Here is a 12682-nt window from a genome sequence, read left to right on the forward strand (position 1 = left end):
GTGTTTTCGATAGTTCATTTTTCGACTCGTTGCGTTTTGCCCACAACAAAATGCAACGGCTCCGGCAGAGAATGTGTATATGAATCAAGTTACAACAATTAAATTATCTCCTCCCTATCTTATTTTCCTTGGTGATGTGGCCGATTTAATGAGCGCCAAAACGGGAGCCGGATTAGTGCAATGGTGCCCCGACATGGTAGTGGGCCAGTATCGCACCAGTGATACCGGAGTGGATTTGGGAGTCCCCGATTTAAATATTGAACAAGCTGTAGAGGCAGGCGCCAAAAGTCTGGTGATAGGAGTCGCTCTGGTAGGCGGCGCAATGAGCCAACAGTGGGCACCGTTATTGAATAAGGCGGCATTGGCCGGTTTGGATATTGTCAGTGGATTGCATACCGATTTAGCCGATATTCCCGGTTTAGCTGATTCTGCCAAACAAGCCGGGGTGAAATTAATCAATGTACGCAGAGCACCCGCTACTTTACCTATCGGCAATGGCCGCAAGCGGTCGGGTAAAAGGGTATTAATGGTTGGCACCGACTGTGCGGTAGGCAAGAAATACTCAGCGTTGGCCTTATCAAAAGCCATGAACGAGCGGGGTATGGCGGCGACGTTTCGGGCCACAGGCCAAACCGGATTGATGATCGCCGGTAGCGGTATTCCGGTCGATTCGGTGATTGCTGATTTTATCAGTGGCGCCGCCGAAGTGATTTCACCGGATAATCGTGATGACCACTGGGACATTATCGAAGGTCAGGGCTCGCTGTTTAACCCTTCTTATTCCGGTGTCAGTCTAGGACTGCTGCATGGTTCACAACCTGATGCTATTGTGGTTTGCCACGACGCCAGCCGCGAATTTGTCAGCTCTTGTGCTGACTATCGATTGCCGTCGGTCAAGCAATGTATTCAGTTAAATTTGGACTGCGCACGTATTACTAATCCGGATGTTGTGTGTATCGGTGTCTGTGTCAATACGTCAAAGTTAACAGTAGAAGCAAGGCAAGCCTATTTACAACAGCTATCGGAAGAGCTTGAGCTACCCTGCATTGATCCGATACTTGATGGTTGTAATGCCCTGGTGGATAAAATACTCACGCTGAATTAACGCCATTAGCCGTGTTGTATGTAACAATCAACACGCCCTAAACAGGAGTCAACATGGCCAAAGCCGGATTAGGTCTACTCAACGCAAATCATCTTGTTCGCCGCTACCTGGTTCCCGGTTTGGTCTTCCAGTCGGTGATTGTAGGCGGGGGTTATGGCACCGGGCGCGAAATAGCCGAGTTTTTTCTGATCCATGGTCCTTTAGGTGGATTACTGGGGATGGCCGTTGCCTGTATTGCCTGGGGTTTGGTGCTGGCCGTGGCGTTTGAATTTGCACGCCTGACCAAAAGTTATAACTACCGTACTTTTTTCCGCCAATTGTTAGGCCGGGCATGGCCGTTGTTTGAAATTATCTATTTGCTGATTGCCTTGCTGGTGCTGGCTGTGCTGGGTTCTGCGGCAGCCGAAATGGTTTCGGCTGCGCTGGGCATACCGGGCATTATCGGTACCTTTGTGTTGTTGATTACCGTGGGTAGTCTGGCTTATTTTGGCAGCAAGGCGATTGAAGGTGTGCTGGCTTTCTGGTCGCTATTACTTTATCTGGTCTATGCGATTTTTCTGGTGTGGGCATTAAATGTGTTTGGTGACGATATTTCCGCAGCGTTGGCCAGCGAGGAGATTATCGGCGCCTGGCATCTCGACGGCTTGCGCTACGCGGCTTATAACCTCAATGCATTGGCAGCGGTGTTGTTCGTATTACCTCACTTGCAAACCCGACAGGAGGCTATCAGTTCGGGATTGTTGGCGGGGGTGATCGGTATTGTACCCGGCGTTTTTGTGTTTATTGCTATGCTGGCCCAGTATCCGCAAATTATTGAAGTGCCGGTACCAATAACGTCGTTGTTGCAGGGATTGAACGCCGTGTGGTTCTTTATTGTGTTTCAGATCATCCTGTTCGGCACCTTTATTGAGACGGGGGCGGGGATTATTCACGCCATCAACGAGCGGGTCGCCAGCGTGTTTATCGAACGGCAACAACCTTTCCCCAACAGCTTACGTTTTGGCCTCGCGGTAGGTATTTTGGCAATTGCGGTATTCCTGGCTGACAGCGTGGGTATTATCGGCCTGATTGCACAGGGGTATGGCATGCTGTCCTACGCTTTTATCGCGATAGTGATTGTGCCGTTACTGACGTTGGGGCTGTACCGGATTATCAGAAGCTAGACTGATATTCCGGTGCGCGCTAGGGATTAGACCAGCAAGTCCTGAGTGTAGAATTGCTCGTGGGAGAAGATTGCATTCAAAATGCGCTCTTCGGTTTGTAAAATCATCTCCTGAACTACCGAGTAGATTTTTTTCGGTTCGTCACTTTTGATTACGTCCAGAATAATGCTTTGTTGCTTGCTGGAATAGGGAAACGACTTTTTGGTTTTCACATACAGCCAATATATACGCATGGCAGTGTCTTCCAACTGACGGGCCCAGTCATCCACCAGTGGATAACCGGCTGGTGTGCACAGAGCCAGGTTAAGCTGTTTGTTGGTCTTGAGTATCTCCAGCGCTGACAGGTCATCTTTGATCGGTAACGAATTCTGGATCTTCTCGTGCAACGCGTTAATGTGATCAAAGTCTACTTTAGCACCTGATAACGAGATAATTTCGGGTAGCAGGATTTTACGTAAGGTAAAGTTTTGCTTTATTTCCAGCAAGGTCAATGGTGCAACTTGCGTTACCCGCGGAGACAGCGATACCAGAAATTGCTGGGCAATCAGCCTTTCAATCAAGTTCCTTGCCACGGTCCGGCTGATGCCAAACATATCGCTTAATATATTTTCGGACACTTTCTGACTGGGTGTAAGCTTTTGCGTCACAATCGCGTCCATAACGATATCGTATGCATCAATAGCATCATTGCTTTTTGTAGCTCCCTTGGCCATTGGCTCTCCTCAAATTTTGGCAATGTGTATTTTGTAACCCACTCATTCGCAATATACAAGAGGTAAAATCGGCATAAAATCAAATTAAGACTGTTTTATTTTAAAAAATGGCTGTACAAATGCGATCTGTTGTGATTAAAGTATAACCAGTTCAGATAAAACATGGTTTATTTCAGATGAGCCAAACGGGTCATTTAACTCAGTAATATCACTGCCTGGTTGTATCGGCAGGTTTTAATGGTGAACAAATGTCATACCTAACAAAGCAAGTTTGGATCGCTGCTCTTACTCTGTGGCCGCTGATGTCAATGGCCAGTTCCTACGATATTGCCGTTATCGGTGGTCGGGTTATTGACCCTGAAAGCGGTCTGGACGGAGTGCGCAACGTTGCAATAAACGCTGACAAAATTGTGCTGGTTACCGAACAGGCTATTACCGCCGACAAAGTGATCGATGCTAAAGGTATGGTTGTCAGTCCCGGTTTTATTGATATGCACGCACATGGTCAAAGTCTGGTTGCCGGTCGTGTGCAGGCCCTGGATGGGGTGACAACGGCTCTGGAACTCGAGTCGGGCGCCTTGCCGGTGGATCAGTTTTATCATCGGGCAGCCACTGAAGGTAGGGCGATTAATTATGGGGCTTCGGTAAATTGGGCTAACGCCCGGATTGCCGCCTTCGTTAAAGATTTGCCGGAAGATGGTACACAATGGTTTGAACAGAATATGGACAAGCTGGACTGGCAACAACAGCCTGCCAGTAGCGCACAGTTAAAACAGATTTTAGCCGCCGTCCAGCAAGGGCTGGATCAAGGTGGTCTGGGAGTTGGCTTTCTACTCGGTTATGCTCCAGGCAGCGGTTACAAGGAATATTATCAGGTATCCAAATTGGCTGCCGATGCTGGCATGCCCACCTACACTCATGCCCGCTTTTTATCCATGCTTGAACCGGGCAGCTCGTTTGAAGCCATGTCCGAGATTGTTGGTGTCGCGGCCAGCACCGGCGTACATGCCCATATCGTTCATCTCAATTCGATCAGTTTGCGTGATATCGCCCTAATCGGTCCGATGATAAAACAGGCACAACAACGCGGCGTGGATATCAGTACCGAGGCTTATCCTTACGGTGCCGGTTCCACCAGCGTGGGTTCGGCATTATTTCGTGGCCCTAACTGGCGTGAGAAAGTCGGTGGCATCAGTGCACACAATTTTGATTTAAACGGCAAGCGGTTAAGCGAAGATGAACTGACTCATTTGCAAAAAGACGAGCCCGGTACAGAAGTGGTTATTCATTTGCTTGATACCAGCAATCCCGAGGATCAACATTATCTGGATGATGCCGTGTTATTTGATGACGGAGTGATTGCTTCCGACGGCATGCCGTGGCTGGTCGACGGTCATCCGGTTGCCAGCGGTGAATGGCCCTTGCCGGTCAAAGCCTGGAGTCATCCGCGCAGTGCCGGTACCTTTTCACGTTTTTTGCGCATTTATGTGCGAGAACGCAAGTTGATCAGTATGTCTCAGGCCATTGCCCGCCTGAGCTATGGCCCGGCCAGAATTTTACAAGACAGTATCCCACAAATGCGCAACAAAGGCCGTATTCAGCCGGGCGCAGATGCGGATATTGTTATTTTCGATCCTGCGACAGTTGCCGATAACGCAACCTTTGCAAAACCGGCGCAGACCTCAACGGGGTATCAGTATGTGCTGGTCAGCGGTGTCATGCTCGTGAAAAGCGGCGAGCTGGATACCAGTGTTATGCCCGGTAAAGCAATTCGTAATCCGGTAAAGCACTAACTTCAACCGGAAGTGGAGCGCGCTGCGAATAGCTGCATACGTCCCGTTTTCATTTAATAATAATAAAGGAGTCACAACATGAAGCGCTTTGCTTTCTTTCGAACTATTTCACAGGTGCTTTGTGCGCTTGCTGGACTAAGCGTATACGCGGTTGCACAACCGCAGGACAGCGGCACCACCGAGCCAATGCCGGGCCTTGAATCATTTATCGATGGTCTGGTTAACGCACAGCTGAAAAATAGCCATATCGCCGGTGGCACTATCGCCATTGTTAAAGATGGCCAAGTGCTGATGGCGAAAGGCTATGGCTATGCCGACGTTAAAAATAAGGTGCCAGTCAGTGGTGAAACTACAATGTTTCGGCCCGGTTCAACGTCGAAACTCTTTACCTATACCGCCGTCATGCAGCTGGTTGAGCAAGGTAAAATTGACCTCAATGCCGATGCCAATACCTATCTGACCCAGTTCCAGATCCCAGCTACCTTCGAGAAGCCGGTTAAAGTAGTTGATTTGCTTACCCATACTGCCGGATTCGAAGAAAAATTCATCAATATGATTGTGTTTGATGAGAAAGAGCTGGTTCCGACGGCTGATTTTATCGCTAACACCTTGCCGGAAAGGGTACGCCCTGTCGGTCAGAATTCATCGTACTCCAATCACGCTGTGGCGATTGCCGGTTTGATTGTGGCCAATGTGTCGGGCATGTCATTTGACGAATATGTGGAGAAAAATATCTTCCAGCCATTGGGAATGAATAGCACGACGTTCCGCGAACCGCTGCCGGCTAACTTGATAGATAATATGTCTAATGGTTATACCTATGACCCGGATAGCGAAACTTATCATCAGGAAAAATTTGAAATGGTGCATATGCTGGCACCAGCAGGATCGTCATCATCGACAGCGGCTGATATGGCCAAATTTATGCTGGCCCACCTGAATAACGGCAGTTACAACGGCGTCAGTATTTTGCAAGCCGATACCGCTAAAAAAATGCACAGCAGTCTGTATTCAAAAAACTTTGGTGGCCACGCGATGGCTTACGGATTTTATCAAACCAGCTATAAAGGTTTAGACATGATCGGCCACGGTGGAGACTTATTATATTTCCACTCCGATATGTATCTGCTACCGGAACAAAATTTCGGTATTTTTATGTCGTTTAATACCGCAGATACCGGTGAAACCCGCAATATCGTGATCACCTCACTGCTGGATGAATATTTCACCAAACAGGTTGATGTTCCCAAGTCACCGGACAATTTTGCCAGCAAAGTGCAAAACTATGTGGGTGAATATCAGTTTATGCGTCATTCATCCAGTGACTTTACCAAGTCTGCCGGTTTGATGGGCGGCACGCTGAGTGTATCGGCGGGTGAAGATAATACTATTCTGATTAAGCCATTAGGTGGTCGGTTTGCTCAGGTGAATGACCATCTTTTTGTCAGCACAGATTTCAATTCACCTGATTTTAGCAAAGTGACCTTTAATCTGGATAAAAATGGCGTAGCCGATGAAATTTATTTGCTGCCTTTTATGCACGCCACTAAATTGGGCTTTTTTGAAAGTCCCAGCACCCATCAGATTTTTCTGGCTATCTGTGCCATTGCGTTTATTTCCATTCTGGTGAGTGCTTTCAGGCAACGCAAAAAACATGCGGATATATCTAAATCCCAGCTGATGTTGCCACGCCTGTTATCCGTGGTCAGTGGACTGAATCTGTTCTTTTTGGTGTTCTATGCCATCGCCTTTGCGATTAACTACCAAAGCCTGTTTGCCAGTTCAGCTGCTGCTTGGGTTATGGTGCCTATTGCGTTAACCCTGTTGCTAGTATCGCTGCTTGTTTCTATCCCGCTTGTTTATGTGACTTACACGGCTTGGGCTAGAGGAGAATGGAATACCAAGAGAAGAGTCGCCTATACGTTGGTAACAGTATTGGTGGTCATCTTCCTGTTTCTGATGAACTACTACAATCTGATTGGATATAAATACTAATCCTCGTCTACAAAAGGATACCTGCTGTTTAAAGCCGGTATCCATCTCCAGAGCGTGATGCCGGTCAATGACCGGCATTATTTTTTGTGTCAATGGTGGGATTTGAGCTGCGACATTGTTAGCTCGATAAAACGATTTTCGATGATATGGCTGAATAAAAAATAAATTAACACAGCTTTAAATTAAAAAAAGGCTGTACAGTGGTGCGTTGTTGTGGTTAAAGTATAACCAGCTTGCTGTCCAGCCAATCATGCTGTGAAGCATTTCCAAGCGTCTGAATGATGAAGGTGAAAAATGAAAATAAAAACCGATATAACCTCAGCTCAGCAAATCAGTCGTCGTTCTTTTCTTAAAACAGGAGCGACAGCGTTGGCATTGCCAATGATTAATTTAGGTTCCTTCAAGGTGTTTGCGGCATCCGAAACCCGTTACAGCAGTAAAGTGATCGATCTGGTTAACAGTAGCCAGGTTTTTGACATGCTGTCACTGCTGACACCTATCGGACAGATGATGGAAGCGATGTTCAGTGATAAGCCCAAACAACAGGATGCTTACAAAATTTCCGACCAATATATGCGTACTATTTTGTCCTCCGGCATCGATGTGTTTCATCCCGCAGTGGGTCTTGGCGCAGATGAAGCCATGCCTTTTGTGGCTGGTCTTAATTCGATGGTGGCAGAACATGCCGGGCATATTAAACGTATTGATTCGATCAGCGATTTGGAAGGGCTAAAAAAGGGTCAGCAAGTCGGGTTGATTATCGGTATCCAGAATGCCGATCATTTTCGGGTAGTGGATGATGTGGACCAGTTTTATCATCTGGGACAAAGGGTCAGCCAGTTAACCTATAACAGCCGCAACCTGATTGGTACCGGCTCAACTGATCGCAGTGATGGTGGATTGAGCGCGTTTGGGGTACAGATTGTCGAGCGCATGAACAAGTTGGGTATGGCAGTGGATGTCTCCCATTGTGGTGACCAAACCACGCTGGATGCCTTTGAAGTAGCCAACAAACCGGTATTGATCACCCATTCAAATGTCAGGGCACTGGCCGGTGGTCATATCCGCTGTAAATCTGACCAAGCCATCAAGGCGATGGGTAAATCGGGCAGTGTGATGGGGATTACCGGCGTTCGTCAATTTGTTAGCGACAAAGAGCCGACCAATATCAGTAGCATCATTGATCATATTGATTATGTATCCCGTTTGGTTGGAGTTGAACATGTCGGGATTGGTTCGGACATGGATATGGATGGTTATGATGATATTCCCCAGCCTTATTACGATGCGCTCAAAGCCAACTATAAAGCCAGCTATGCCTTTCGCGGCAAGATTGACACCGATGGCTATGACCACCCGCGACGGATTTTCGATTTAACCGCCGGATTAGTTAAACGCGGCTATGCGGATGACGATATCCGTTTAATTCTGGGCGGTAACTTCAAGCGTGTATTGGGCGATATCTGGTCAGCCTGATTTCCAGAATAATAACAATAGAGATAACAAGATGAGTAACAAAACAAGTTATAGAATCAAAACCGGGTTGTCCTGCCTGCTGGCGATGACGTCATTATGGTTAGCTAACACGGCGCACGCCGACAACGTACCTGATGTGACCGATCCTGCTGTGGTTGAAGCTTTTGTCGATGGCGTAGTCAAGCCGAGTATGAAAGCCAGTCATAGTCCGTCCGGTGTGGTAGCGGTGATGAAAGACGGCAAAATGATCTTTGCCAAAGGTTACGGCTATATCGATGTAGAAAAGCGTATTCCGGTTGATCCAAAAACCAGCCTGTTTCGCCCGGGTTCCATCTCCAAACTTTTTACCTGGGTGTCGGTTATGCAGCAGGTCGAACAGGGTAAACTGGATTTGGATGCCAACGTTAATGATTACCTTAAAACCTTTAAAGTCGATGATACCTGGCCAGATAGACCAGTAACATTGCGGCATATTATGACCCATACTGCCGGTTTTGAAGATGGTTCGCTGGGCTATTTAATTGTTGATGATCCCGATCTTATTGTGCCCTTGGCCGAATCGTTAGCCCAACATCAGCCGGTTAGAGTCAATCCGCCGGGAGAACATGTGGCATATTCAAACTGGGCGACGGCATTAGCCGGGCTGATAGTTGCCAATGTGTCGGGGCAGGACTTTAACAGCTATGTGCAGCAGCATATTTTTGATGTGTTAGGTATGACTCGTTCGACTTTTGTTGAACCCTTACCGCCTGAGCTGGATGCCAATATGGCCAAAGCCTATCGCTATGAGCCAGATCAATACAGCGAAATGAACTATGAAATCATCTCCAATTTTGGTCCTGCTGGGGCGATGGCAACAACGGCTTATGATATGTCGCTATTTGCCCGTGCGTTATTGAATGGTGGTGAATATAACGGTGGCCGGATCCTCAAGGAAGTAACCCTAGCGCAAATGCTACAGCAGGGATTCAGCCATGATGAACGGGTACGTGGTACCGGGCTGGGCTTCTTGAAACGCCGCTTTGGGCCAGACGGTTTCGACAATTTCGGCCATGACGGCGGAACCACAGCCTTTGCCTCTCACTTTGGCATGTCCAAAAAAGAAGATTTTATACTGTTTTCGTCCTTTAGCGGTGTGCCGGGTTACAAAGGACCACATACCGCGTTGGTGAAAGCCTTCTATGACGAGTTTTTTCCGCACCCAGTTCAGGATGTAAAACCTCCAGCTGATTTTGCTGACAGGGCGGCCAAATATGCCGGAACTTATAATACCTGGCGCAATAACTTTACCCAGGCGGAGTCGGTAATGGGCCTGTTTGCTGGCAGTAAGGTCACACCATTGCCGGACAATACCCTGATGATTGGTGACAAGCGCTACGTGGAAGTGGGTCATAATTTGTTCCGTGAAGTGGACGATTACGGTCGGGTTGCGTTCCAGCAGGACGAAGAGGGGCAGATTACTGGCTACGTCGTTGATGGTTTTGGCGTAATGCAGTTTTATAAAGCGCCCTTTTACGAGACGATGGGTTTTACCAGTTTGTTGATGGGGTTATCTGTACTGGTATTTATTAGCGTATTTATCCGCTTGGCTTATCAGTGGAAAACTTACCAGCAACTTCCCACTCAGGAAAAGAACGCCTTTCGTGCTTCCATTGCTGTCGCCAGCTTTAATTTGTTGTTCCTGATGACGTTCTTATTGGGAGTCAGTGTCGGGGTCACGCAGTTATTGTATGCCATACCGGCGATGCTGAAATTTTCGTTTATCTTTCCGATATTAGCCCTTATTGCCAGCTTCTATCATCTGTATTGTTCGTTTCAGGTATGGAATCTTGGTTTGCTCAACGGACGCTGGGCGCGCATTCGCTATTCATTAGTCACACTCTGTGCACTGTTTATGGTCTGGTTTTATTGTTACTGGAATTTGCTTGGTTTTCAGTATTAGAGCCAATTCTAAAATTTTCCCACTCCCTGGGAGCAGGATTGTGGCTGCCTTTGACCCTGCGGCCGCAAGCCTGTTTTTTCAGGAAGCTATTCACATCAGCAAATCTGATAAAAGCGGAACAAAAAGTTATGCAAATTAATAAAGTTGAAATCAGCCATTTAAATGTGGCACTTCATCATCCTATTCGGACTCCTCTGGGAGCAATAGATGCGGCGCGTAATGTAGTGGTCAAGATTTCGACGGATAGCGGTGTTGTCGGTTGGGGAGAAGCCAGTCCATTTGCGCCTATTACCGGAGACAGTCAGGACAGCAACTATAGCGTTGCCCGCCAGTTAGCCAAACTGATTGTTGGCCATGATCCGCTGGCTATTGAGGCGCGGATGGCGCAAATCAACCACTTTACCTTGGGCGATCCTTCTATTCGTTCCGCCTTTGATATGGCCTTATATGATATCGCAGCCAAAGCTGCCGGTTTGCCGCTTTATCAATTTCTGGGTGGGGAAAGCAGAACCTTGCGTACCGATTTAACCATCGGCATGCAAGACAGCGTCGAGCAAACCTTAACACAGGCGCAAGGTATTCTGGATGCTGGATTTGACGCGATTAAGTTAAAAGTAGGGCGTGCAGGGCTGGAAGATGTCGAACATGTTGCGGCGGTGCGGAAACTGGCTGGCGCGGATGTGGCGATTAAAATTGACAGCAACCAGGGCTGGGACTATCCCACGGCAGTCGCCAACCTCAAGGCGATGGCAGGGTTGAATCTGCAGTATTCGGAGCAGCCACTGGCCGCCTGGGATCATAGCGGCCTAGCCAGATTAAGGGATAAGGTTGATTTACCCATATGCGCTGATGAGAGCGTATTTAATCATCATGACGCATTGAAGCTGATCCAGCTGGATGCTGTGGATTATCTGAATATAAAACTGGGTAAGGCCGGGGGGATTAATACCGGGATTAAAATTAATGCCATTGCCGAAGCGGCCAAGATAAAGTGTATGATTGGCTGTTTTGGTGAGAGTCGTTTAGGTTTATCCGCGGCTGCACATCTGGCCATGGCCAGACCCAATATCACCTTTCTCGATCTGGATTCGGCTTACCATTTCAGGACAGATCCGGTTAAAGGAGGCGTTACTTATGATGACAAACTGGGTGGCGTGCTGCACTTGCCCGATACGCCGGGACACGGTGCTGAAATTGATGAGGCAGCAATTGAAAATCCTTGTTGTATCGAACTGTAACCCCGCTTGGTAAATCAATTAAATATTAGTGGAGAACGTTGTGCCAATCATTAGTGCCGATAACAGCATGGCCTTGCTGGCAGTGATTATGCTGATAGTGGCGTTTGGATATCGCTGTGAAAAAACTTCTTTGGGTAGCAAGATCTCCGCACCGCTGATTATTCTGGTATGTGGCCTGATTTTGGGGAACATTGGCGTGCTGCCAAATAGTGCCGGTTTGTACGATGCAGTTCAGTCACTGTTGGTACCCCTGGCAATACCTATGTTGCTGTTTCGCGCCGATCTGGCCCGGGTCTTCAAGGAAAGCGGCACTATGCTGGCTGCTTTCGGTTTAGCCACTGTTTTTACCGTGTTAGGTGCCTTTATCGGTGCCTGGCTGGTGGACTTGGGAGAATTGGAAGCCAAAATAGTCGGCGTACTGACGTCCAGTTATATTGGTGGTAGTTCCAACTTTGTTGCGACATCAGAAGCGGTACAACTGACCGATTCATCGGTTTATTTATCGACCCTGGCGGCTGACGCTCTGGGGGCGGTGGTATTCCTGATTTTACTGATGTCGCTGCCTGCTTCCGCATTGATAAGGCGACTTGTCCCGTCTGCCCATATGGATACAGCATCCCGTGGGGAACCGGTGGCAGATGACAAGCAAATGGATGATGGTGTAGCCACTATGAGCGGGGTAGTTAACGGTATCGCATTAAGTCTGTGCATATGTGTATTGGGTAGCGCGCTGGCAGGCTACATTGCAATCCCGGGGATGTTTATTATTAGCATCACCATTTTGTCGTTACTGGCCGCCAATTTTGGCAAAAAAATGATAAGTAAGATTAATTTCGACTTTGAAATAGGCACTATTTTTATGTACACCTTCTTCGCTACTATCGGCGCCAGTGCTAATATGAGCAACCTGCTCGGATCGGCATTGATGATGGTGCTTTTTCTGGTTGTGGTTATTTTGGTGCACATCTCATTACTGCTGCTATTTGGATGGTGGTTTAAGCTCGATTTGGCCGAGCTGATGATTGCATCCAGTGCCTGTATACTGGGACCTGCTGCCGCTGCTGCACTGGCTGCGGGGCAAGGGTGGCGGTCATTGATCACTTCAGGCATGTTAGTCGGCGTGTTAGGTTATGCTGTTGCGACCTTTATCGGTATTAGCATTACCGGCGTTTTATCTTAAATAATTCTGAGTTTTGCTGGTTACTAATCGGTATTTTTCCCATAATATCCGCCTGATATTCCCAAGATTCCTGGAAT

General features: G+C 47.8%; 9 protein-coding genes. 8 read left to right on the forward strand and 1 reads right to left on the reverse strand.

The annotated features are described in order from the left end of the window. Positions 1-79: 79 nt before the first annotated feature. The gene (locus V1467_RS03530; RefSeq protein ID WP_416307424.1) at positions 80-1105 is read left to right on the forward strand and encodes a DUF1611 domain-containing protein; all 1026 of its coding nucleotides are present in this window, start codon (positions 80-82) and stop codon (positions 1103-1105) included. 53 nt (positions 1106-1158) lie between these two features. After that, entirely contained in the window at positions 1159-2268 is a 1110-nt protein-coding gene (locus V1467_RS03535; protein WP_416307425.1) for a hypothetical protein, read from the forward strand. 26 nt (positions 2269-2294) lie between these two features. Here V1467_RS03535 and V1467_RS03540 read toward each other — a convergent pair whose 3' ends face one another. After that, on the reverse strand, positions 2295-2981 hold the full coding sequence (locus V1467_RS03540) for a GntR family transcriptional regulator (RefSeq protein WP_416307426.1): 687 nt from the start codon (positions 2979-2981) through the stop codon (positions 2295-2297). A 248-nt stretch (positions 2982-3229) separates the two neighbouring features. Between V1467_RS03540 and V1467_RS03545 the strand changes: the two genes are divergently transcribed. The 6 genes from V1467_RS03545 (at position 3230) to V1467_RS03570 (ending at position 12605) form a co-directional block, all read left to right on the forward strand. Further along, a complete protein-coding gene (locus tag V1467_RS03545) occupies positions 3230-4774 on the forward strand; it encodes an amidohydrolase family protein (RefSeq protein WP_416307427.1) in 1545 nt (514 codons plus the stop codon). A gap of 78 nt (positions 4775-4852) precedes the next feature. Next, positions 4853-6769 carry a serine hydrolase domain-containing protein gene (locus V1467_RS03550; protein WP_416307428.1) on the forward strand — a complete coding sequence of 639 codons (1917 nt, stop codon included), beginning with the start codon at positions 4853-4855 and terminating at the stop codon, positions 6767-6769. 294 nt (positions 6770-7063) lie between these two features. Beyond that, positions 7064-8245, forward strand: coding sequence for a dipeptidase (locus V1467_RS03555; RefSeq protein WP_416307429.1), 1182 nt, complete (start codon positions 7064-7066; stop codon positions 8243-8245). A 31-nt stretch (positions 8246-8276) separates the two neighbouring features. Further along, the gene (locus V1467_RS03560; protein WP_416307430.1) at positions 8277-10187 is read left to right on the forward strand and encodes a serine hydrolase domain-containing protein; all 1911 of its coding nucleotides are present in this window, start codon (positions 8277-8279) and stop codon (positions 10185-10187) included. Positions 10188-10315: 128 nt separating this feature from the next. Then, entirely contained in the window at positions 10316-11425 is a 1110-nt protein-coding gene (locus V1467_RS03565; protein ID WP_416307431.1) for a mandelate racemase/muconate lactonizing enzyme family protein, read from the forward strand. A gap of 40 nt (positions 11426-11465) precedes the next feature. After that, positions 11466-12605, forward strand: coding sequence for a DUF819 domain-containing protein (locus tag V1467_RS03570; protein ID WP_416307432.1), 1140 nt, complete (start codon positions 11466-11468; stop codon positions 12603-12605). Positions 12606-12682: the final 77 nt, after the last annotated feature.

This window comes from Neptunicella plasticusilytica, assembly GCF_047922965.1.
Classification (GTDB): domain Bacteria; phylum Pseudomonadota; class Gammaproteobacteria; order Enterobacterales; family Alteromonadaceae; genus Neptunicella; species Neptunicella plasticusilytica.

Bases quoted from the DNA above. Each gene is read 5' to 3' on its own strand.
- V1467_RS03555 (WP_416307429.1), top strand. From the start codon at position 7,064: ATGAAAATAAAAACCGATATAACCTCAGCTCAGCAAATCAGTCGTCGT.
- V1467_RS03560 (WP_416307430.1), top strand. From the start codon at position 8,277: ATGAGTAACAAAACAAGTTATAGAATCAAAACCGGGTTGTCCTGCCTG.
- V1467_RS03540 (WP_416307426.1), bottom strand. From the start codon at position 2,981: ATGGCCAAGGGAGCTACAAAAAGCAATGATGCTATTGATGCATACGAT.
- V1467_RS03550 (WP_416307428.1), top strand. From the start codon at position 4,853: ATGAAGCGCTTTGCTTTCTTTCGAACTATTTCACAGGTGCTTTGTGCG.
- V1467_RS03530 (WP_416307424.1), top strand. From the start codon at position 80: ATGAATCAAGTTACAACAATTAAATTATCTCCTCCCTATCTTATTTTC.
- V1467_RS03545 (WP_416307427.1), top strand. From the start codon at position 3,230: ATGTCATACCTAACAAAGCAAGTTTGGATCGCTGCTCTTACTCTGTGG.
- V1467_RS03565 (WP_416307431.1), top strand. From the start codon at position 10,316: ATGCAAATTAATAAAGTTGAAATCAGCCATTTAAATGTGGCACTTCAT.
- V1467_RS03535 (WP_416307425.1), top strand. From the start codon at position 1,159: ATGGCCAAAGCCGGATTAGGTCTACTCAACGCAAATCATCTTGTTCGC.